Origin of the sequence: Pseudomonas sp. P4795, from assembly GCF_048822895.1 — a bacterium.
Taxonomy (GTDB): Bacteria; Pseudomonadota; Gammaproteobacteria; order Pseudomonadales; family Pseudomonadaceae; genus Aquipseudomonas.
Genome location: NZ_JBMFBT010000011.1, coordinates 49,196 through 71,597, shown reverse-complemented (window position 1 = coordinate 71,597; position 22,402 = coordinate 49,196). Strand labels below are relative to the sequence as shown.

Sequence of the window (22,402 nt, the reverse complement as noted above, 5' to 3'; positions counted from 1 at the left end):
TGAGTGAACCTGCTATTACTTGCCCGCGATTGCCAGCAACGGCGCAATGGGCGCGTGATAGCCGTGGGGATTGTTCGACTGCCAGCGCCAACTGTCAGTCAACATCTGCCCGAGATTGCGCTGCGCCGACCAGCCCAGTTCACGCCCGGCCTTGCTCGCATCGGCCCAGCATTGCGCCACGTCACCTTCGCGGCGTGCGGCGAAGCGGTAGGGAATGCTGATCCCGGTGACGTCTTCGAAACCCCGGATGATCTGCAGCACGCTGTAGCCGATGCCGGTGCCGAGGTTCCAGATGTGAATGCCGTGGTCGCCGTGCAAGCGTTCGAGTGCCTTGAGATGCCCTTCGGCCAGATCGCTGACATGGATGTAATCGCGCACGCAGGTGCCATCGACCGTGGCGTAATCATTGCCATACACGGTTAATTCGCCGGCCCGGCCGATGGCAACTTGGGTCAGGCAGGGCAGCAGATTATTTGGCACACCGTTAGGTGCTTCGCCGATCAGACCACTTTCATGTGCGCCGATCGGGTTGAAGTAGCGCAGCAGAGCGATGTTCCAGCGCGAATCCGAGCGCGCCAGATCGGTGAGAAATTCTTCGGTCATCAGCTTGGAGCGGCCGTAAGGATTAGCCGGTTTGCCGGTGCCGAGCGCTTCGTCAATCGGCGTGCGCGCCGGCTCGCCATACACCGTCGCCGAGGAGCTGAACACCAGATTGAACACATGCGCGCGGGCCATCGCCTGGCACAGGAACAGCGTGCCAACCACGTTGTTGGCGTAGTACTCCATCGGTTTGCGCACGCTCTGCGCCACCGCTTTGAGGCCGGCGAAATGCACCACGGCGTCGATGGCGTAGGCGCTGAAAATCTCATCGAGCAACAACGGATCGCGGATATCGCCTTCAATGAACTCGATCTGCGAGCGGGTCAGTTGTTCCAGCCGCGCGATGGATTCGACGCAGCTGTTGCTCAGGTTATCCAGCACCAGCACGCGATGGCCGGCCTCCACCAGTCTTACTACCGTGTGCGAGCCGATGTAGCCGGCACCGCCCGTGATCAACGTGGTTTTGCGCATGACGAAATGCTCCAGAGAGACAGCGCTGCTCACCGGGTGGTGAACACCGATTTGAATTCATGCGGCCAGCGCGGATGCAGCACGCTGTAGGCGAGGGCGTAGGTCAGCGCGCCGGCGAGGATGTTGGCGCCCAGATGCAGGTAGCCCGAGAGGCCGGATCGATGCGAGACCCAGACGACTACAGCGGACATCACCAGCGTCGCGAGGACGCTGCGGTAAGCCGAGTCGAAGAAGCTGCGCCAGCGGTAACCGATGGCGGTGTTGAGGCCGCGAATCTGCAACGGCGTGATCGCCAGCATGCGCAGCAGCAGCGCGACCGCTGCGGCCATGCCGCCGTAAACCGGCCCCAGCGCATACACCAGCGCCAGCGCAAGAACGGTGGTGGCGACTTCAGCCTTGAGCGTCAGGTAGGTGCGATTGACCGCCACCAGCGCGGTGGTCGCGTACAGCGCCAGATTGCCCAGCGCGGCGGTGACGGCCAGCACTTGCAGCAGCACAATCGCGTCGGCCCATTTGTCGCCGAATATCAGCAGAATGATGTCTTCGGCGGTCAGGGCGATGCCGACGAACAATGGCGTCAACAGAAAGCCGCTGATGGCCGTCGAGTCGCCGATCAGGCCGATCAGCCGCGATGGTTCAGCGCTGCGCCGGGCAAACGCCGGCAGTGCGTAGCTCATCAAGCCGTTATAAATCGCCGAGCGCGGCAGGTCGATGATGCGCATCGCCAGGTTGAACATGCCCACCGCATGCGCGCCGGCGGTCATGCCGAGCACGATGTTGACCCCGCGTTGCAGGGTTTGCGAACTCAGCACATTGATCGCCACCGGCGTGCCGCTGCGCAGCAGATCGAGCAACACCGCACCATCGATGACGAATGGAATGCGCCGCCGATCACCGTGCATCAACACTACCAGCGCCAGCAGATCCATGATCAGCGCCTGAGCAATCACCGCCCACGCGCCGAAGCCCAGCAGCGCGACGACGATCCCGGCGCTGCCGCCGGCGACCTTGCCCAACAGGGTGCGCGAGGCCAGCAACTTGAAATTGCCGGTGCGGCGCATTTGCGCGACATAGACCCGCGCCATCATGGTGAAGAGGATTTTCACCGAGGCGATGGCCGTCATCCATTGCAGCACTGGCGACGAGGTATACAGGAATGCGCCGAGCGAAATCACCACGATCGAAACAAGGCTGATCAGCACCGAAAACCAGAACGCGCTGCTGATGTGCTTCTCCTCCAGACGCTCAAGCCTGACCAGCGGATCTTCCAGCACTGACGAATACAGAATGCCGACCACTTCGACGATGGCGATGATCACCGTGCCGATCCCCAACTCGGTCGGCGTGAGCAAACGTGCGTAGACGACGAAGGTGATCATCGACAGGAAAATCAGGCCGAATTTCTCGGTGAAGATCCAGATCAAGGTGATCAGGCGATGGTTAGCCATGGCAGCACCCGCGCTTCAGGAAGTCTTGCGCAAGGTCTTCGCCACGGCGTAGACGTAGCGCAGAGTCGGTTTGCCACGGGAGAAAAACAGCGTCTGCCACGAGTGTCCGAGCATGTTGCGAAAGACTTTGATCACCTGCGCGTGCTCACCACGCCGGGAGAATGCCGCGAGAAATTCGGCATGGTTGGCCAGCACGAAGTGGATACGTTGCTGCTTGCTCAGTGTCGCGCCGTAGCGGGCCAGAAACAGCTCGATGAAGCGCATTTTGTGCGGGTAGTACTTGATCGGTTGCGCGGTGATGTTGCCGGCGTTGACCCCGCGCCGCAGCAGCACTTCCGGCACGGTGTGGATTTCCCAGCTCTCGGCAATGCGTGTCCACAGTAGACGGTCTTCGGCAAAGCGCAGGGTCTGATCAAAGCCGTTCAACGCCACCAGCACTTCGCGCCGCACCAGCACGCCGGAGGTGCCGTTGATCACGTTCTCGCGCATGAAATCGGCAAAGTGCTGGCCGCTTTTACGCCGGTCTTCGAGCTGCCGGCGGCCGTCGCTGAACTCGCTCATCTGATAGCAATCGACCAACCCGACATCATGGCCGTCCGCAGTCAGTTGCTGGTACAGCGCCAGTTGCTTTTCCAGCTTCTGCGGATGCCATTGATCATCGGCGTCGAGGAACGCGATGAAGGTTTCGCTGGCTTTGAAGATGCCCTGATTGCGCGCCGCTGCCGGGCCTTGATTGGCTTGTTGCAGGAGCAGCACCGGGAACGGCGCCACAAAGTCCCGGACAATTTGCGGGCCTTGGTCGGTGGAGCCGTCGTCGATCACGATCACTTTGTCCGGGTGTCGGGTTTGTTCGGTCAGCGAATCGAGCGTCTGGCCGATACTCGCGGCGCCGTTGTACAGCGGAATCACCACGCAGACCGTTGGCTTGTCATTCAACATGCTTTGTACTCCTTGGCCATGACGGCGCGCCGACGCGGCAGTGGCGCCGGGCGTTTGATGGCGTGGTGACGGAACGACAGGGCCAGAACGCAGAACACCAGGAACTCGCCCGAGCGATAGTTGGGGATCACGTAGGCCACGTAATTGGTCACCACGAACAGGCCGATGATCACCAGCGCACAGGCGTGATAGCGCGCCGATTGATCGGCCGTGATCGCGCGGTATTGCTTGGTCAGCGCTTCAGTGAACAACAGGATCAGCGCGATCAACTGGATCAGTCCGCCATTGAGCAGGGTTTCGACGTAGCCGCTGTGCGCGTTGCCGATGTAGCCCCAGCGGGTGATGAAGCCGTCGGCGTCGGGGCTGGTCCAGAACGCGCCGAAGCCGTAACCCTTGAGGAAGCGCTCGTCGATAAGCGGCCCCAGCAGTTCCCAGATCAGCGTGCGGTCGGTGAGTGACGGGTCACGCCCGACCCATTCCAGGAGCAGCGTGTAGTTGCCATACAGGAACAGGCAAATCAGCAAATACACCACGGTGGCGACGAAGAACGCCGACAGCGAACGGTTGATGCGCAAGCGGATCAGCGTGAGGAAATACCAGTAGCTGGCGGTGCCTGTGACGATCAGCGCGATGCCGGTGGCCGACTGCGCGAGGCCGATGGCAATCAGCGAAAACAGTGCATAAAGCATGGCCAACGGGTTGCGCTGGCGGATCATCGGCAGCAGCAACAGGATGCCGATTGCATTGAGCCGCGCGCCCGCGTTCTTCTCGGCAAAAATGCCCTTGAATGCACCGTCGCGAATGCCGCCGGAAATAAACGCGATGTCGGGTCGGATCACGGCGAAGATCAAACCCACCAGCGCAGCGGCGCCGATCACGCAGCCGAACACGAAAGCGATTTTTTCCAGGCTGTAGTGGTAAGCAATGAACCCGGCGAAAAACACCACGCTGAGCAGCGCGACAAAGCGTTTGAGGCTGAGCATCGGGTCGCCGGACCAGCTTATAGAAGCTGCAATACACAGCAGAAAAACCAGCAGAAAGGTGTTTTGCCGATAGAAGTTTTTGCTCAGGAATACCTTGTTGCGGATGAAGAAGAACAGCGGCACCAACAATGTAATCAAGCCGCAAACCTGATTGACGACGTTGCCTTCGAGGTCTTTTTGCGCGTCGTCCAGATTGGCGACGTTGCCCAGCCCGAGAAAAAAGCCGATCACCTGCAAGTAAAACAGCACGCCGAACAGGGTGAAGGCGTCACGCAGGGTGGAATAGCGAACTTGGAGTCGGTTCATGGCGCGGGACTCCCGAGCAACGCCGCCAGATAGGTGTGCACCGCACGGCCACTGACGAAACGCGCCGCTGCGTCGAGACGCCGCTGGCGGTGCAGGTCTCTGGGCAAGGCCAGTTCCAGAGCAATGGCTTGCGCCAGCGCTGCGGGATTTTCCACTTCGACCAGCGGCGCCACTGCACCGTCGGCGAGAATTTCCTGCGGGCCGTAGGGGCAGCGGGTCGAGACGACAGGCGTGCCGGTCGAGAGCGCTTCGACCAGCGCATTCGGGCTGCCCTCGAAACGTGAGGACAGCACAAAGCAATCCGCCGCGCTGATCTGCGCCAACGGATCGGCGGCGTAGCCTGGCAGGTCGATGCGTTCAGCGATGCCGAGGTTGGCAGATTGTTCCAGCAGTTCAGACCTGAGCGTGCCTTCGCCGAAAATGATCAGCCGTGCACGGTGATCTGGCAGTTTTGCGAAAGCTTCCAGCAGAATATCGAAGCCTTTCTGCCGCGCCAGCCGCCCTACGGCGACGATTACCGGCGTGGTTTTCTCCAGCAGCCACGGATGATTTGGCTGCCTCGGTGGCTGGTCGCGAAAATCGTTGTCGAGCACCGGGTTGTCGGCGATGGTCACGTCCCGCGCGCGGGCCAACGTCGTGTCGACCAGATCTTCGGCGACCCCGCGCGAGACGCAGATCACCGGGTTCGGAATCATTCGGTACAGCAGCGGCGCCAGCCAGTAAGCGAGGCGCACCGCTAACGCCGGGTTGACGTGTTTGTCGCGGGAAAACGCATTGCGCTCGCTGACGTGCAGCCGCGCCAAAGTGCCTGACAGCGTGGCGGCGGCGATGGCGATCACGTTGACATGGGTGAGGGCGGCGAGTTGCGCGTCGAAGCGATTGCGCCGCAGGAAACGCGTCAACGCCGGTACTGCGGCAGCGCTGCGCGGACTTTGCAGTTCGACCTGTTTGACCCGAGGATCGAGCGCCGCGACATTGATCCCGCCACCGGTGAGCATCAGCAAAGTCACGTCGTTGCCAGCCTCGACCAAGGCCCCGGCGAGGCGCGCCATCATTTTCTCGGCGCCGCCCGCGCTGAGATCCTGAAGAATGATCAGCAGTTTTTTCATTGATCCCACACCTGATAGTAGGCCTGCGCCGCGTGTTGGCTGGTGTAAGGCAACACCGCTTCGGCGGTCGCCAGCGCGGCGTTGACGCTGTCGGTATTCAGGCTGCGCAGTATGGCTTTGGCCAGCGCCGGTACATCATTGACCGGCACCAGTTGGCCGAGTCGGCCGTGGTCGAGCAGTTCACGCGGGCCGCTGCCGCAATCGGTGGAAATCACCGGGGTGCCGAGGGCCAGCGCTTCGATCAGCACGGTGGGCAAGCCTTCGTGAAATGAACAGAGCACCAGCAGTTGCGCGTGGCGGATCAACGGGTAAGGATTGCGCAGGTGTCCGGTGAAATGCACGCGGCGTTCGATGCCCAGCGCAATCGCCTGGGCTTCGAGTGTCGAGCGTTGCGGGCCATCCCCAGCGAGCACCAGATAGGGCACGTCGGCCTTTTGTGCGGCCAGCGCGTAAGCCTCCAGCAGCAAATGAAAGCCCTTGGTTTCCACCAGGCGACCGATGCCCAGCCAGAATCGCGCCGGCAGGTCGGCCGGCAACGGTGCTTGCCCGGCGCTGAGCAAGTGCTCGCTGACCACTGCGTTCGGGCAGTAACGAACCCGCGGCCGACCCCATGGCATCAAACCGGCCAGCGCCTGACGCAAACCCAGCGACACCGCCACGACTTTGCCGCTGCCGCACAGGTACAAGGCGTACAACAGGCGCAGGCTGGCGACACCGGTTTTCTGTTCGGCGCAATCCAGTGCGGCGTGCCGGGTGTAGATCACCTGGCATGGCGTGCCGAGGGTGGCGATCCAGCTACAGAGGTTCGCCTGTTCCTTGGCGCTGATCACATGGGTTACACCTTCGTGCAGGATCGTCCTGCGCAGTAACCGCACCGATCTGAGCAGGCCGCCGAAGCCATTGCCGCCGCCCGTGATGGTCGGCACGTTGTCGAGTTCCGGTTGTTCGCCGTTCATCACGAAGAAGCTCACGTGCTGACCGTCCAGCAGGAACTGTCCGGCCAGGCGCTGCTGCACGCACTCGACGCCGCCGCCGGGCTTGAAGTCTTTCAGGGTGAACAGGATGTGCATGGGAATCCCCGGCGCTCACGGCGCTGTGATGTCGATGGCGACCTTGTGCCGAACAATCATTTCGGCCAGTTGCAGGAAGTTGCGCGGGTAGTCGAGCAGGTAGCGCTTGATGGTGTGCGGCTCGCGGTACATGCGGTAGAACGCGCGCAGGTGCACGCGATCAATGACTTCGGGGTAGTAGTGCTCGCTGGCGCTGGCCTCCTGACGGATGAAGCCGCCACAGGTGAAGGCCACGCCGTCGAAACCGGCGTTCAGCGCATCAATCACGAAGCGTTCCTGCAAACCGGCGCCAAGTCCCACCAGCAGCAAATTGGCCTGGCTGTGGCGGATGTCAGCCTGAATCCGTGCCGCTTGCGCTTGATCGAAATAACCGTTGTGCGTGCCGGCGATGATCAGTTGCGGATAACGCCCGCGCAGCTTGCCGATGAACACATCAAGTTCGGCTTGTCGGGCGCCGACGATGTACACCCGCAGCTGCTGTTGTTCCGCGTCGCGGAGCACCGGATCGGCAATCGAGGTGAAATCGAAACTCACGCGCTGCACCGGTTGCCCGCTGACTTTGGCCATGAAGCCAGACATCAGCATACCGTCGCAAAAGTAGGCGAGGGCGGCGGGCGGCTGGCGCATGAAGCTGCCGACCGAGGCGAAGTTGATAAAGGAAAACGCCCGGTTGCAGCTCAGCAGGCTCGGTGAATAGTGGCCGACCACTTCGAGGCGGATCATGGCGAGTCACTCGCGGCGACGGGTGTCGGGCGGCCGACAGAAATGTAGGTGAAACCGCGGCTGCTCAGGCGCTGCGGTTCGAACAGATTGCGTCCGTCGAAAATCAGCGGCTGCTTGAGCTGGCGTTTGAGCAGGTCGAAGTCCGGCGCGCGGAATAACGCCCACTCGGTAACGATGATCAGCGCATCGGCGTTTTTCAGTGCCGCTTCCTTGGTGCCGGCCAAGGTCAGATCATCGCGGGCGCCATAGTGCCGTTGGGTCTCTTCCATGGCTTTCGGGTCGTAGGCCTGCACATTGGCGCCAGCGCGCCACAGCCCTTCCATCAGCACCCGGCTTGGGGCTTCACGAATGTCATCGGTATTCGGCTTAAAACTCAGGCCCCACAGCGCAAAGGTCTTGCCTTGCAGCGCGCCGTCGAAGTGCTCGGAGATTTTGCGGAACAGCGTGGTTTTCTGTTCGTGGTTGCGCGATTCCACCGCTTTGAGCAGCCGCGCATCGAAGTCCACCGCCTCAGCCGTGTGGATCAGCGCCTGCACATCCTTGGGAAAACACGAACCGCCGTAGCCGATGCCCGGATAGATGAACTGGTAGCCGATGCGCGGATCGGAGCCGATGCCGTGGCGTACTTTTTCGATGTCGGCGCCAAGTTTTTCCGCGAGGTTGGCCATCTCGTTCATGAAGCTGATCTTGGTCGCCAGCATGCAATTGGCGGCGTACTTGGTCAGCTCGGCGCTGCGTACGTCCATGACGATGACTTTGTCGCGGTTGCGGTTGAACGGCTCGTACAACTCGCGCATGACTTCTTCGGCGCGGGGGCTGTCGGTGCCGATGATGATCCGGTCCGGGCGCAGGCAATCCTCGACTGCGCAGCCTTCCTTGAGAAACTCCGGATTCGACACTACGTCGAAAGTCAGGTGGCTGCGCTGAGTGTCGGCGAGTGCCTGGGCAATGCACTCGCGCACAAGGTCCGCCGTGCCCACTGGCACCGTGGACTTGTCGACAATGGTCGCGTGCCGCTGCAAATGCTCGCCGATGGTCCGTGCGACGCTCAGCACGTGTTTGAGATCCGCCGAACCGTCCTCATCCGGGGGCGTGCCAACGGCGATCAGTTGCACATCGCCGTGACGCACCGCTGCGGCCAGATCGGTGCCAAAGCGCAGCCGACCGCTTTGATGGTTCTCGCGCACCAGCGCCTTGAGGCCCGGCTCGTAGATCGGCAGCGTGCCGTCTTCGAGCGCTTGCACCTTGGCGGCGTCAACGTCCACGCAGAGCACGTCGTGGCCGACTTGCGCCAACGCAGCGCCCTGCACCAGGCCCACATAGCCTATGCCGAATACACTCACATTCATGGGTAAACCTCGGGTGGGGGTGAAGCCGGGTCAGTAGATGTCTTTGGAAAACAGGGTGAAGGGCGTCTTGCAGAGGATTTTGATGTCGAGCCACAGCGACCATTGGTTGATGTAGTTGAGGTCTTGGGCGACCCGCAGCTGCATCTTTTCCAGTGTTTCGGTTTCGCCACGGTGGCCGGTGATCTGTGCCAGCCCGGTGATCCCCGGTTTCAGCCGGTGGCGGGCCATGTAGGCACGGACTTTGCCGGTGTAATAGATGTTGTGCGTGACGGCGTGCGGGCGCGGACCCACCAGTGCCATGTGGCCGAACAGCACGTTGAACAGTTGCGGCAGTTCATCGATCGAACTGCGCCGCAAGAAGCGTCCGAACGGGGTGATGCGATCATCTTCGCGGGTGGCCTGACGCACCTGTTGGTCGTCATGCACGCGCATCGAACGAAACTTCCAGACCTTGATCACTTGCCCGTCGCAGCCGTGGCGGTTCTGCTTGAACAGCACTGGCCCGGGCGACGTGAGCTTGACCGCCAGCGCCACGCCGAGCAGCAGCGGGCTGAGCAGAATCAGCGCGACCGCCGCGAGGCTGCGCTCGAACAAGTCCTTGCAGAACAGGCTGCCAGGGTGCGAGGTGATCAGGCTTTCGTTGAGGTAGATCGCCGGCATCCGTTCGATTTCCGAGATCGAATGGTTGAGCAAGACCATGCTGCCGAAATCCGGAATCCATACCACGTCGACGTTCATGTCGAGCAGGTCGATGTACAGCGCTTCGATGGTCGCGGCGTCGGCCATCGGCAGCACGATGTACACGCGCCGCGCTTCGAGGCGGCCGATGATTTCGCGAATGTCATCGACATGCCCGAGCAGCGGCAGAATGCTCGGCGCCGGGCGCACCGGATGGGTGGCGGCAACGAATCCGAGCAGCAGGGTGCGATCCGGGTTGATGAGTTTTTTCGCCAGTTCATGGGCGGTCGGGCAGGTGCCGATGATCACCGCACGGCGCTCGTTGCTGATCATTTTCGAGTACAGGCGCGCGATGAAATGCAGCGGCAGGAAACTGCAGGCCTGGACGAGGAACCCGGCAAGCGCCCAGACGATCATTACTTGCCGCGAAAACAGCGCACTGGTCTGCGTGACGAAGGCGATGGCGCTGAGTACCGCCAGCAGAATCAGCCAACCGGCCAGCAAGCGGCCGAGTCCGATCAACAAGCCGTGACGCTTGTGATAGACCTGCATCAGGCTGTAGGTCGGCACCGAGCCGAGGATGGTCAGGATCATCAGCATTCGGTATTCGCTGGGCAAATAGCCGATCCGCCAATGCACGAGCACGATCAGCAACAGATTGACCAGGGTCATTGCGGCCAGCCACTGGCCCCAGAAAGTCAGGCCCCGGCGATGGGCCATTTGCGCGGTGTATTGCGGCGTCATGACTTGATCTCACAAGAAGGGAATGACCGCAGACCTGTGGCGAGGGGGCTTGCCCCCGTTGGGCTGCGCAGCGGCCCCAGTATTTTGTGAGCGCTGCGCACTCAAACGGGGGCAAGCCCCCTCGCCACAGGTGCTGTGTCAGGCATGTCAGGTGTGTTGGTTGTGTCAGGCGGGTTTAGCGCGGGGCGAAGTCGTAGTCGTAGAACGAGCGCGAATGGCTGTGGCCGTATTTACGCGCCTTGCGCAGGTCGACCTGATTGAGCACCACGCCGAACACCGTGCCCTGACTTTGCTGGAGCATCGCCAGACTTTTCTGCACCTGGCTGACCGGCGTGCTTTCGGCCTTGACCACGTAGATCACCGCGTCCGAATGCCGGGCCAGCAACAGCGCGTCGCTGACCATTTCCGCGGGCGGCGAATCGATGATGATGTGTTGGTAGCGGCCCTTGAGCGCCTGCAACATGCGCCCCAGCCGTGGCGAGCTGAGCAGGTCCTGTGCGGGTGGCCGATGCGCTGCGCTGAGCGGGTCACGTGCCGAGGGCAGGCGCGGCGCATCAAACGGATCGAATGGCTCAAGGGACAGACTGCCGGCCGGCAGCATGTCCAGATTGCCCACGGTGCGGATGCAATCCTCAAGTTTGGCGGTGCCGGCGATCACATTGGCCAGACCCGGATTCTCCGGCGGGAAGTCGAAGTTCAATGACAGCGTCGGCTGGCGCATGTCCGCGTCGATCAACAGCACCCGCTCCAGCGAGGTCAGCGAACAGGCGAGGTTGTTGGCGATGGTGCTCTTGCCTTCCCCGGCCACGGACGAGGTGACCAGCACCACTTGCGACGGCGTTTCGCTGCTTTGCAGCATCAGCCAGGTGCGCAGGTTGCGGATGGTTTCGCAGAAGCGCGGATGGTCGTTGTCCTCGAACAGTCGCGCCAGTTGGCGACGGCTTTTCTTCATCACCAGTGGCACCACGCTGAGCAACGGCACGCCGAGGGTGGACTCGATGGTTTCATCGCTTTTGAAGGTGTTGCTCAAGGTCTCGAGCAAGAGCGCCAGTGCCACACCGAGCACGGCGGCGGCCAGCGCCACAATGGCGACAATCAAGGTTTTGCGCGGCTTGCTGGCTTCGGTCGGCACAATCGCCGGATCGACGATGCGCGCCTTGGCCGAGTCCATGTCGGAGGTGGCGGCGGTTTCTTTCAGGCGGGTGACGAAGGTTTCGTACAGCGCGCGGGTGCTGTCGACCTCACGCTGGAATTCGCGTAGCTGGAATTCCTTGCGCGAAATGTCCTGGATCTGCGCCTTGTTGGTGTTGAACGACTGGCGCAACGCGTTTTCGCTGGCGACCGAGAGCTGGTATTGACGCTCGATACCGGCCACCACTTGCTGCACTTGCAGACGCAGGCTGTTGGCGGCGGTGCGCAGTTCGGTCTTGGCCGAGACCAGCGCCGGATGTTTTGGCCCATAACGACTGGACAGCTCTTCGACCTTGGCTTGGGCCTTGGCCAGATCGGCCTGAAATTGCTGGATCAACGGGTTGCTCAACACTGCGGGGACGCTGGAGAGACGGCTGATATCACCGTTGCTCAGCGCTTGCGCCTGACGGAACTGGCTCTCGGCCTCGGCGCGGTTACGCCGTGCATCGATCATGCGGTTGCCGGTCATTTGCAGCTCGTTGGCGCTGATAGTGGCGACGCCATCGACATCCACCAGACCTTGCTCTTCGCGATAACCCTGCAGCTTGTTTTCCGCATTGCGCAGGTTATTGCGCAGTTCGACGAGACGGGTGTTCATCCAGCTGGTGTTGTTCTGCGAGGACTTGAGGCTGGTGTCCTGCTGGCTGTCGATGAAGCTTTGCGCCAGCGCATTGGCGACTGCTGCGGCGAGTTGCGGATCAGGCAATTCGACTTCGATTTCGATCAACTGGCTCTTGCCGACAAACTTGACGCTGGTGTGCAGCATCAGGTTCTGCGTGACGGCGTTGAACACGTCTGCTTCGGTTGGCGCAGGCTTCGCGGCGGGCAGCAGATCCATCCATGGCAACCATTGATCGCGATTGAGTTCGGCCAGCCATTGGCGCGGTGCGAACCATGAGGTCGGCCGCTGGCGCGGGTCGGTGAGCGGATTGCTGGTGAGGTTGAGCTTTTTCACCGCGCGTTCGGCCAGCTCGCGCGATTGCAGCAGGGCCAGTTGCGTCTGCAAATAGTCGGTGGTGGTTGAGCCGCCCGAGTCGTTGGTCTGCTGAAAGCTCATCACCGGTGGCGTTTTGTCTTTGATCAGCAATGTGGTGCTGCCGATGTATTGCGGCGTGATGAACGACAGCGCCGCCACCGCCAGTGCGCAACTGAGCGCCACCAGCAGCGCGATGTTCCACTTCGCCGCCCACACCACGCGCCATAATTGCAACAGGTCGAGGGTGTCCGATTCTTCAGCATGTTGCTGATGCATATGCGTCTGGAGCGGGCGTTCGGTGTAGGTGCTAGGGCTGTTATCGATCATCAGAAAAACCCCTGTGCGATGGAAATCGTGTCACCGGGACTGATGACGGTGGTGCGGCTGATGTCGTCGATCACCGGTGGGCCACCGGCGCCGCGCAGAATGGTCACGCGTTTCATCGAGGCGCGCTCGGTCAAACCGCCGCCCAGTGCAATGGCTTTTTCAAGGGTGAGGCCGGGCTGGAACGGGTAGCTGCCGGGTTTTTGCACTTCGCCATTGATGTAGAACGGGCGGTATTCGATCTGGCTCAGGCTGACCTTCGGGTCGACCAGATAGCCTTGCTTGAGGCCATCGACGATCTTGCGTTCCACCTGACTCGGGGTGAGTCCGGCGGCGGTGACTTCGCCGAGAAACGGGTAGGAGAAGGTGCCGGCATCATTCAGGCGCACCTTCTTGATGCTCAGTTCCGGCTCGCCGAATACCGTGATGCGCAACACATCGCCGGCGGCCAGTTTGTAGTCGGTGGCGGGCTCAGCCGCATGGGCCCCCGGGATCAGCAGTACCAGCAACAGCAAATAAACAATGCGCGAGTTCATGGGCCTGGCCTCTCAGAGACTGACGTCGAAACTGATCTGGAACACGTTGCGGGTGAAGCTCTCGTTGTCGGCATCGGAGTCGTTGTCGCGGTAGCGATAGCCGAGCTCGACATCCAGCCAGCGGCGCATCTTGTAGATCACCGCGAGGTTGTAGTCCTGGAGGTTGTCGGTGCGGTCCTGGCCTTCGTACTCGTAGCGGCCCATGCCGGCCTGGGCGACGGTGATGACCCGTTCGGTCCAGCCATGCCGCCAACCGACCTGGGTGAAGGTCGACTTGACCGCGTCGGCACCGTCGTCGCCCTCGGCCAGTGCCTGGCGGGCGAGGAAGGTGAAGGTCGAATAGGTGCGCGGTTTGAATTGCAGATCGACCTGCCAGGTGGGGTTGCTCAGGTCGTCGGAGGCGTTGTCATCGAAGTTCTTGCGTTCATAACCGAGCTTGAGCTTGCCGGTGGTGCGCGCGGTCATGTCCCATTCCGCGCCGGCGAGCAAGGCGTCGGACTTGCTGCTGCGCACGCTGTCCGATTGCAGGTAGTCAAAGCGCGTATGGTCGTATTCGAGCAGGCTGCGGGTCTTGCTGCCGAGGCGGTGATACCAGGTGGTGTTGAAACCGGTGGTATTGCGCTCCTTGTCATCATTGATGCCGTCGGCGTTGTCATAGCGTAGTTGCGCGTAGTTGGCGCCAAAGTCGATCTGATTGGCGGCGGTCTTGGCGCCGAAGGTGTACACGCCGTTGACCCGGGTATTTTCGATCTTGTCGTTGATGCCATCGACCGCGGTGGAAGTGGTGCGCTCGTATTTGCGCGCCTCTGCTTCGAGTTTCAGCCGATGACTGTCGGTGAATTCCATGATGCTCTCGGCACGCAGGCGCTGGGCGGTGTTGGAGGCGTCGGAATCCGAGTGATAGATGTAGCGCGTCGGTTGCCAGATCACCCGCGTGGCGCTGTTGCGATCTTCGGCCTTCAGTTCAAACGAAGGCGCCAGCCGGGTGATCATCGTCGACTCGACATCGTGTTCAAGTTCGCGAAAGTTATCGTCGTAGCTTTCCGACATGGAGAAGGTTGGAATGAAGTCGAAGCCATACACATTGATGGCTTGCGGATTCAGACTCCAAGCCGCCTCGGGGTAAGCAAAAGCCAAAAGCAAGGCGACAGGGCAGCGTGACTTCAGGGCCATGAGCCGTGCTCCTGGAGAAGTTTCTATTGTGCGAAATGGGGGTGTTTCTGAGGTTACTGGCGTTGCCGTTCGACGATGTTCAGCGGTACGCAGACATGCTGTTGGCGGTTGAGAAACTGCAACAGGATCATCACCCGCTCAGCGCCTTGCATTGACAGGAACACGCCTTCCAGAGGCGAAAACGGACCTTGAACGATATTCAGGGTTTCGCCGGGTTCAAGCGTGTGGTCCGCCGGGGGTAGCACCGGTTTCAGGCTGCGCTCACGCAAATGTTCGATTACCTGCTCATGCACGATGGCCGGCTCATGGCTGAACTCGACGATGCGACTGACGCCACGGGTCGAGCGGATGGGCGCCCAGTTGTCATCACTGCTTAGTTGGATGAACAGGTAACCCGGAAACAACGAGTCGAGCACCTTCAAGCGTTTGCCACGCACAATCCTTTCGCTCATCAGTTGCGGGCGAAAGGTCGTGTAGTCCTGCTGGAGCAAGTTGAATTGCGCCCGTTCATCCTGGCGGGGCTTGCACTGCAATAAATACCAGTTGGAGCCATTGCGGCTAACTGTCTGCATGCTGGAGTACTCCATACATAGCCAAAGTTTAAGCGCGCCAACGCACAGGTCAGTGCGGGTCGGCAGGCTTGCTAGTAGGTAGTAGGCTGATCAAGGCCAAATTGGCGAAACCAGATGCTAAGTGTGTTTTATCGGCAGTTTGAAGTGTTTCAAATTTGAATCACTTGCGCGGATGTATTAGTTATATGTGTGGTTGTCTACAGCATAAGCGAGCGGGAGTTTTTGTTTGGGCAAAGCTACCGCACGGTTTGCATTCGCAACCTTTGATCAATTTAGCTAGATGATGGCCTGATACTGGCTCGACAGAAGCGGCTATGTTTCGGCGAGTCAATTCCGGGCTGGGATTAGTTATCAGCCAGTCTTCACTTGCTGTCAAATGATAACAGTCAAAAAGCGCGCCTTTTATCTAATAGTTTCCGGTGAACATCATAAGCATCTGTTTCCATTAGGCTTTAAATTAATATTTTTAATATTAAACTTTTTCAGTGTCATGAAGTCTCGTGCCGTCGCGTTCAAAGGTAACGGTGGTGGCGAACTAGCTGCACTAACTGTCATGTTGTTGTGATCTGTTGAAACTTGTGTTGCCGCAACTCTCTGTTGTGGCTGAAATTTAAGTCTATCAATTGGTTGTTTGTATCTCGCTGACTTTGGCTAGTTGCCATGTGGTTGGCCTGCGCTTAGATTGATGCACTGCCCGTCTGGCTATTTTGGATCCATGCCACCTTCGAAACATATGTTCTGCTCGGGAGCGCTCGCCATGACGATTCTGATTACAGGGGCCGCCGGATTTATCGGCTTTCATACGGCTCAACGGTTGGGTCGTGAAGGCTTTGAAGTGGTCGGAGTCGATAACCTCAATGCCTATTACGAAGTTTCGCTAAAACGTGCGCGGCTGGAGATATTGCAGGCATCGCCACAATTTCGGTTTCTGGCGCTGGATGTCGTCGACAAATCTGGGCTGATTACCCTGTTCGAAAAGCACCGCTTCGAGTATGTCGTTCACTTGGCTGCGCAGGCTGGTGTGCGTTACTCGCTGGACAATCCGGACGTGTATGGGCAATCCAATCTCGTGGGCTTTTTAAATCTGCTGGAGGCCTGCCGGCAATATCCGCCGCAGCATTTGATCTATGCCTCGAGCAGTTCCGTTTATGGCGCCAATCATAAGATGCCGTTCAAAGAGGACGACCCGGTCGAGCAACCGGTTTCTCTCTACGCCGCGACCAAGCGCGCCAATGAACTGCTCGCCTTCAGCTATTGCCATCTGTATGGCCTGCGAGCCAGCGGATTAAGGTTTTTTACCGTGTACGGACCTTGGGGCCGGCCGGATATGGCGCTGTTCAAGTTTACTCAGGCGATTCTGGAAGGACGCGCTATCGACCTCTACAACGAAGGCGAGATGGCGCGGGACTTCACTTACATCGATGACATTGTCGAGGCGATTTTTCGTTTGTTGAGTAAACCGCCTGAGAACGAGGGGCAGCGCGGCGCCAATCGACTGTTCAACATCGGACGCGGCAGCCCTGTAGCGCTGCTGGAGTTTGTCGAGTGTCTGGAGTCGGCGCTGGGCATCAAGGCGCAGCGCAATTTTCTGCCGATGCAGGAGGGCGACGTAGTGCGCACCTGGGCCGATGTCTCGGCGTTGGCGGCGCACATCGGCTTCAGCCCGCAGGTGTCGGTGGATGTCGGGGTGCAGGCGTTCGTTGAGTGGTACCGCGGGTACTATCGGCTATAGCGGTGTTTTTCACATCGCGCGGCGGGCTGTAGACTGGCCGGCCTGAATTTCGATCACCCCTACAGGATTCCCATGGCCAATCAAGACATCACCTTCACCCCTGATCCGGACGCGGACTCGATCTCCTCCGACGTCACCGAGTTCAACGGCATTCTGATGTCGACGCAGATTCCGACCCATGCCGATGGCAGCCTCGAACTGGGCGACATCACCGCGCAAAGCGAATGCACGTTGCAGGCGCTGAAAGTCGCGCTGGAGCGTGCTGGCAGTTCGATGGATCGGGTGATGCACCTGACCATCTACCTGACCGATATGGCTGATCGCCCCCCATTCAATGAAGTCTACAAGCGCTTCTTCGCCAAGCCATGGCCAGTGCGTGCGGCGGTTGGTGTGGCCGCGTTGGCGGTTGAAGGGATGCGCGTGGAAGTCACCGCAATGGCAGCCAAGGCCTGAAACCCACGTAACCTGTGTAGGAGCTGCCGAAGGCTGCGATCTTTTGATCTTCAAAAACAAGATCAAAAGATCGCAGCCTCGTTGCACTCGACAGCTCCTACAGGCGTGGCGCCGGGCTCAACTGAACCACCCGGCAGCACAGGCGTGCCGGTCGCGCGTTTCGCGGCTACAATGCGCGCCTCGACCGTGACAGCCTGACTAAAAAAATATATGTCCTTGCCCAAGCATCACCTGGAATTGCTCAGCCCCGCCCGTGACGTGGCCATTGCCCGCGAAGCCATCCTGCATGGCGCCGACGCGGTGTACATCGGTGGCCCGAGCTTCGGCGCGCGGCATAACGCGTGCAACGAGGTCAAAGAAATCGCCGAACTGGTGGAATTTGCCCGCCGTTACCACGCGCGCATCTTCACTACCATCAACACCATCCTGCACGACAACGAACTGGAGCCGGCACGCAAGCTGATCCATCAGTTGTACGACGCCGGCGTTGACGCGCTGATCGTCCAGGACCTGGGTGTGATGGAACTGGATATCCCGCCAATCGAGCTGCACGCCAGCACCCAGACTGACATCCGCACTCTGGATCGCGCCAAGTTCCTCGATCAGGCCGGTTTCTCGCAGCTGGTATTGGCCCGTGAGCTGAACCTGCAAGAAATCCACGCCATCGCCGCCGAAACTGATGCCGCCATTGAATTCTTCATTCACGGCGCGCTGTGCGTGGCGTTTTCCGGCCAGTGCAATATTTCCCACGCGCAGACCGGGCGCAGCGCCAACCGTGGCGACTGCTCGCAGGCCTGCCGTCTGCCGTATACCTTGAAGGACGAGCAGGGCGGCGTGATCGCCTACGAAAAACACCTGCTGTCGATGAAGGACAACAACCAGAGCGCCAACATCCGCGCGCTGGTCGAGGCGGGCGTGCGTTCGTTCAAGATCGAAGGTCGCTACAAGGACATGGGCTATGTGAAAAACATCACCGCCTATTACCGCCAGCGCCTCGACGCCGTGCTCGAAGATCGTCCGGATCTGGCCCGCGCCTCCAGCGGCCGCACCGCGCATTTCTTCCTGCCCGACCCGGAAAAAACCTTCCACCGTGGCAGCACCGATTACTTCGTCAGCGAGCGCAAGGTCGACATCGGCGCGTTCGATTCGCCGACTTTCACTGGTCTGGCCGTCGGCGTGGTCGAGAAAGTCGGCAAGCGTGACATGCAAGTGATTACCCACGAGCCGCTGTCCAACGGTGACGGCCTCAACGTGCTGGTCAAACGCGAAGTGGTGGGTTTTCGCGCCAACATCGCCGAGGCCAAGGGCGAGTTCGACGAGGACGGCGAGAAACGTTATCGCTACCGCGTCGAGCCGAACGAAATGCCAGAAGGCATGCACAAGCTGCGGCCGAACCATCCGCTCAATCGCAACCTCGACCACAACTGGCAGCAGGCCTTGCAGAAGACTTCTGCCGAGCGTCGCATTGGCCTGACCTGGCTGGCGCGTTTGCGTGAAGATCGCCTGGAACTGATCGCCACCAGCGAAGAGGGCATCAGCGCCAGCGTCCGCCTTGACGGGCCGTTTGGTGTGGCGAACAAGCCGGAACAGGCGCTGGAAACCCTGCACGATCTGCTCGGCCAACTCGGCACCACCGAGTACCACGCCACCTCCATCGAGCTGGACGCGCCGCAAGCGTTTTTCATCCCGAATTCGCAGCTCAAGGCTTTGCGCCGCGAAGTCATCGAAGCGCTGACCGCCGCACGTATCGCCGCGCACCCACGTGGCGCGCGCAAGCCTGAAACCACGCCGCCGCCGGTGTACCCGGAATCGCATTTGTCGTTTCTGGCCAACGTCTACAACCACAAGGCCCGCGAGTTCTATCACCGCCACGGCGTGAAGCTGATCGACGCGGCCTACGAGGCCCATGAAGAAAAAGGCGAAGTGCCGGTGATGATCACCAAGCACTGCCTGCGTTTCTCCTTCAACCTGTGCCCGAAACAGGCTAAAGGCGTGACCGGTGTGAAAACCAAAGTCGCGCCGATGCAGTTGATCCATGGCGACGAAGTGCTGACCCTGAAGTTCGACTGCAAACCGTGCGAGATGCACGTGATCGGCAAGATGAAAGGGCACATTTTCAACCAGCCGCAACCGGGCAGCGTGGTCGGGCATATCAGCCCGGAAGACCTGATGAAAACCATCCACCGCGCGCCGCACTAAAAGCGCTGCAAGCGCGACGTTTCGGCGTCGCGCTTGCGTTCGTTGGCGCCCGCGCTTACAAATCTTGTTCCAACAAGAACAGTGGGCCGGACCTTGATCGAACGACGCCAATTCAGCGGTGGCATGAAGGGCAAGAACCTTCGCTACCTGAACGAGCCTTCCAACGGGCCGGGGCGCATGACCCGTACGGGTTTTGTGCTGCTCGAGCATTTCTCCTTGCCGGCGTTTACTCAGGCGCTGGACACCCTCATTACTTCCAATCTGCTGCGTCCGGGCTTGTTCTCGACGCGGACCTTTGGCCTCGACGAACGCGAAGTCGTCAGTGATCTGGGATTGGTGATTCGCCCGGATGCACGGCTCGATGTCAGCGCACTGCAAGAACTCGATCTGCTGGTGATTTGCGGCGGTTATCGCACCGAGTTGAAGGCCAGCGATGAGTTCATCGGCGTGCTGAGACACGCGGCAGAGGCGGGCATAATTCTCGCGGGATTGTGGAACGGCGCCTGGTTTCTCGGGCGGGCAGGGGTGCTGGAAGGCTATCGCTGTGCGATCCACCCGGAGCATCGGCCGGCGCTGGCAGAGATTTCCAGGGCGACTCAGGTCAGCAGCGAGCCGTATGTGATTGACCGTGACCGCTTGACCGCGTCCAGTCCGTCCGGGGCTTTTCACATGGCGCTGGACTGGATCAAGTCCCTGTATGACAAGGCTTTGGTCGAAGGCATCGAGGATATTCTGGCGTTTGAGGAGTCGCGCTATCGGCGGATCAAACCAACCGAAAACATCTGCGTCAGCGCACCACTTCGCGAAGTGGTGAAGTTGATGGACGCCAACCTTGAAGAGCCGTTGGAGCTGGAGCAACTGGCGGTGTATGCCGGACGTTCGCGGCGCCAGCTCGAGCGATTATTCAAAGAACAACTCGGCACCACACCACAGCGCTATTACATGGAACTGCGCATCACCGAAGCACGGCGCTTGCTGCAACACACCGAGCTGTCGCAGGTGGATGTGCTGGTGGCATGCGGGTTTGTCTCGCCGAGCCATTTCAGCAAGTGCTACAGCGCGTATTTCGGTTATCGCCCCTCAAAAGAAAAACGCCTTATCAAGTAACACCCGATCCCCTGTAGGAGCTGCCGAAGGCTGCGATCTTTTGACTTTGATCTTTAAAAACAAGATCAAAAGATCGCAGCCTGCGGCAGCTCTACAGGGGATGTGTGTTACAGGTGATCGGCGTCGATGATCGCTTTGGCGAACGCTTTCGGGTCTTCCTGCGGCAGGTTGTGGCCGATGCCGCCGTCGATCAAGCGGAACTGATATTTGCCGGTGAAGCGCTTGGCGTAATCCTCCGGCGCCGGGTGCGGTGCGCCGTTGGCATCGCCTTCGAGGGTAATGGTCGGCACGCTGATCGATGGCGCGGTAGCGAGTTTTTGTTCCAGCGCATCGTACTGGCTTTCACCTTGCACCAGACCCAGACGCCAGCGGTAGTTGAACACCGTGATCGCGACATGATCCGGGTTGTCCAGCGCAGCGGCACTGCGCTCGAACGCGGCGTCATCGAACGCCCACTTCGGTGACGCCAGTTGCCAGATCAGCTTGGCAAAATCGTGAGTGTTTTTCTGGTAACCGGCAGCGCCGCGCTCGGTGGCGAAGTAGAACTGATACCACCATTGCAGCTCAGCCTTGGGCGGCAGCGGGTTCTTGCCGGCAGCCTGATTGCCGATCAGATACCCGCTGACCGACACCAGCGCCTTGACCCGCTCCGGCCACAACGCCGAGACGATACCCGCCGAACGTGCGCCCCAGTCGTAGCCGCCGAGCACAGCTTCCTTGATTTTCAGCGCGTCCATGAAATCGATGACATCGCTGGCCAGCGCTGCTGGCTGGCCATTGCGCACGCTTTTGTCAGAGAGAAAATGCGTGTCGCCATAACCGCGGGCATAGGGCATCAACACGCGATAGCCCTTGGCGGCGAGCAGCGGCGCGACTTCGTCGTAGCTGTGAATGTCGTAAGGCCAGCCGTGCAGCAGAATCACCACCGGGCCTTCGGCCGGGCCGGTTTCCGCGTAGGCCACATCGAGCAATCCGGCTTTGATGTGTTTGAGCGGGCCGAACGGCAAGCTCGCGCTGACGCTTTTCACGGCCTGCGGCGCAGCACTTTGCGCATTGGCGACGTTGAAAGCGCCGAACTGCATCAGCGCAGTGGCGATAATCGACAGGCCCAGCAGACGACCGCTTTTGGCGGATGAGGTGGTGCGCAGTGCATGCTTCATCTGAAGTCCCCTTTGCAAGCGACGGGTCAGGGTTCTGGCTGAACCCTGCAAACCTTGGACTTCAGTAAATCTTCTCGACGTATCTGCGCTGTTTCAGTTTTGCTCGCCAAATGCCGTGGGCTGTATCCGCGAGCATTCGGTACACACTGCGATACAAACCCCGGCCAATAAAAAACCCCGAATCATCGGGGTTTGTTTTGCGTCCATGAAGCAGGCGCTAGGCTTGGGTCACGTGCTTCGGCCCGGCCAAGGCCCAAGCGATCAATCCAAGCAGCGGTACAAACACGATCAGTACGATCCACACACCCTTGTTACTCGATTTGCCTGCGCTTTTGCGCACCCGGTTGATGGCCCACAACTCGACCAGCAACAGCGCGACGGCCAACACAACCCATATTGTTTCGATCTGCATGAGCTACCTCCTGATGGTCTGTTCTGTTAGGCGGAGGCATGCGCGCAGGGTTCATTTAATTTGCCCGAAGCGGTCGATGGCGAGCGGAAAATATTACGGTGAGTTGCGCAAGAAGTTGCGCAGTGGTTTTCGCCAAATCCTCCCGTG

19 protein-coding genes are annotated in these 22,402 nt (G+C 60.1%); 4 read left to right on the top strand and 15 right to left on the bottom strand.

Features of this window, described 5'->3' with window-relative positions; translation table 11 throughout:
* Positions 1-15: 15 nt before the first annotated feature.
* The 13 genes from galE to rfaH all read right to left on the bottom strand — a co-directional run bounded on the left by galE (position 16) and on the right by rfaH (position 15,192).
* Positions 16-1,071, bottom strand: coding sequence for a UDP-glucose 4-epimerase GalE (gene galE, locus ACOI8A_RS25480; RefSeq protein WP_420650316.1), 1,056 nt, complete (start codon positions 1,069-1,071; stop codon positions 16-18).
* Positions 1,072-1,100: 29 nt separating this feature from the next.
* The gene (locus tag ACOI8A_RS25475) at positions 1,101-2,519 is read right to left on the bottom strand and encodes an oligosaccharide flippase family protein (protein WP_420650317.1); all 1,419 of its coding nucleotides are present in this window, start codon (positions 2,517-2,519) and stop codon (positions 1,101-1,103) included.
* Positions 2,520-2,534: 15 nt separating this feature from the next.
* Positions 2,535-3,458, bottom strand: coding sequence for a glycosyltransferase family 2 protein (locus tag ACOI8A_RS25470; RefSeq protein ID WP_420650318.1), 924 nt, complete (start codon positions 3,456-3,458; stop codon positions 2,535-2,537).
* On the bottom strand, positions 3,452-4,747 hold the full coding sequence (locus ACOI8A_RS25465; protein ID WP_420650319.1) for an O-antigen ligase family protein: 1,296 nt from the start codon (positions 4,745-4,747) through the stop codon (positions 3,452-3,454). The genes ACOI8A_RS25470 and ACOI8A_RS25465 overlap by 7 nt, the downstream gene beginning before the upstream one ends.
* A complete protein-coding gene (locus ACOI8A_RS25460; RefSeq protein WP_420650320.1) occupies positions 4,744-5,856 on the bottom strand; it encodes a glycosyltransferase in 1,113 nt (370 codons plus the stop codon). The genes ACOI8A_RS25465 and ACOI8A_RS25460 overlap by 4 nt, the downstream gene beginning before the upstream one ends.
* Positions 5,853-6,926 (bottom strand): glycosyltransferase, encoded by a 1,074-nt coding sequence (locus tag ACOI8A_RS25455; protein ID WP_420650321.1) that lies wholly within the window; start codon positions 6,924-6,926, stop codon positions 5,853-5,855. Before ACOI8A_RS25455 ends, ACOI8A_RS25460 begins: the two co-directional genes overlap by 4 nt.
* Positions 6,927-6,941: 15 nt before the next feature.
* Positions 6,942-7,649: a WecB/TagA/CpsF family glycosyltransferase gene (locus ACOI8A_RS25450; RefSeq protein ID WP_420657874.1), complete on the bottom strand. Its 708-nt coding sequence runs from the start codon at positions 7,647-7,649 to the stop codon at positions 6,942-6,944.
* Positions 7,646-8,998 (bottom strand): UDP-glucose dehydrogenase family protein, encoded by a 1,353-nt coding sequence (locus ACOI8A_RS25445; protein ID WP_420650323.1) that lies wholly within the window; start codon positions 8,996-8,998, stop codon positions 7,646-7,648. The genes ACOI8A_RS25450 and ACOI8A_RS25445 overlap by 4 nt, the downstream gene beginning before the upstream one ends.
* Before the next feature lie 30 nt (positions 8,999-9,028).
* A complete protein-coding gene (locus ACOI8A_RS25440; protein WP_420650324.1) occupies positions 9,029-10,420 on the bottom strand; it encodes an undecaprenyl-phosphate glucose phosphotransferase in 1,392 nt (463 codons plus the stop codon).
* Positions 10,421-10,595: 175 nt separating this feature from the next.
* Positions 10,596-12,911 carry a GumC family protein gene (locus tag ACOI8A_RS25435; RefSeq protein WP_420651485.1) on the bottom strand — a complete coding sequence of 772 codons (2,316 nt, stop codon included), beginning with the start codon at positions 12,909-12,911 and terminating at the stop codon, positions 10,596-10,598.
* Positions 12,912-12,913: 2 nt separating this feature from the next.
* Positions 12,914-13,447 (bottom strand): polysaccharide biosynthesis/export family protein, encoded by a 534-nt coding sequence (locus ACOI8A_RS25430; RefSeq protein ID WP_420650325.1) that lies wholly within the window; start codon positions 13,445-13,447, stop codon positions 12,914-12,916.
* 12 nt (positions 13,448-13,459) lie between these two features.
* On the bottom strand, positions 13,460-14,620 hold the full coding sequence (locus ACOI8A_RS25425; RefSeq protein ID WP_420650326.1) for an outer membrane beta-barrel protein: 1,161 nt from the start codon (positions 14,618-14,620) through the stop codon (positions 13,460-13,462).
* A gap of 53 nt (positions 14,621-14,673) precedes the next feature.
* Positions 14,674-15,192 carry a transcription/translation regulatory transformer protein RfaH gene (gene rfaH / locus ACOI8A_RS25420; RefSeq protein ID WP_420650327.1) on the bottom strand — a complete coding sequence of 173 codons (519 nt, stop codon included), beginning with the start codon at positions 15,190-15,192 and terminating at the stop codon, positions 14,674-14,676.
* A 757-nt stretch (positions 15,193-15,949) separates the two neighbouring features.
* Between rfaH and ACOI8A_RS25415 the strand changes: the two genes are divergently transcribed.
* The 4 genes from ACOI8A_RS25415 (at position 15,950) to ACOI8A_RS25400 (ending at position 20,683) form a co-directional block, all read left to right on the top strand.
* The gene (locus ACOI8A_RS25415; protein WP_420650338.1) at positions 15,950-16,924 is read left to right on the top strand and encodes an NAD-dependent epimerase; all 975 of its coding nucleotides are present in this window, start codon (positions 15,950-15,952) and stop codon (positions 16,922-16,924) included.
* A 72-nt stretch (positions 16,925-16,996) separates the two neighbouring features.
* On the top strand, positions 16,997-17,377 hold the full coding sequence (locus tag ACOI8A_RS25410) for a RidA family protein (protein ID WP_420650328.1): 381 nt from the start codon (positions 16,997-16,999) through the stop codon (positions 17,375-17,377).
* A gap of 210 nt (positions 17,378-17,587) precedes the next feature.
* Positions 17,588-19,576: a peptidase U32 family protein gene (locus ACOI8A_RS25405; RefSeq protein WP_420650329.1), complete on the top strand. Its 1,989-nt coding sequence runs from the start codon at positions 17,588-17,590 to the stop codon at positions 19,574-19,576.
* A gap of 123 nt (positions 19,577-19,699) precedes the next feature.
* On the top strand, positions 19,700-20,683 hold the full coding sequence (locus tag ACOI8A_RS25400; RefSeq protein ID WP_420650339.1) for a GlxA family transcriptional regulator: 984 nt from the start codon (positions 19,700-19,702) through the stop codon (positions 20,681-20,683).
* Positions 20,684-20,790: 107 nt separating this feature from the next.
* On the opposite strand, the gene ACOI8A_RS25395 is transcribed toward ACOI8A_RS25400, so the two are convergent.
* On the bottom strand, positions 20,791-21,843 hold the full coding sequence (locus ACOI8A_RS25395; RefSeq protein ID WP_420650330.1) for an alpha/beta fold hydrolase: 1,053 nt from the start codon (positions 21,841-21,843) through the stop codon (positions 20,791-20,793).
* A 217-nt stretch (positions 21,844-22,060) separates the two neighbouring features.
* On the bottom strand, positions 22,061-22,255 hold the full coding sequence (locus ACOI8A_RS25390) for a PLD nuclease N-terminal domain-containing protein (RefSeq protein ID WP_420650331.1): 195 nt from the start codon (positions 22,253-22,255) through the stop codon (positions 22,061-22,063).
* Between the last annotated feature and the right edge of the window lie 147 nt (positions 22,256-22,402).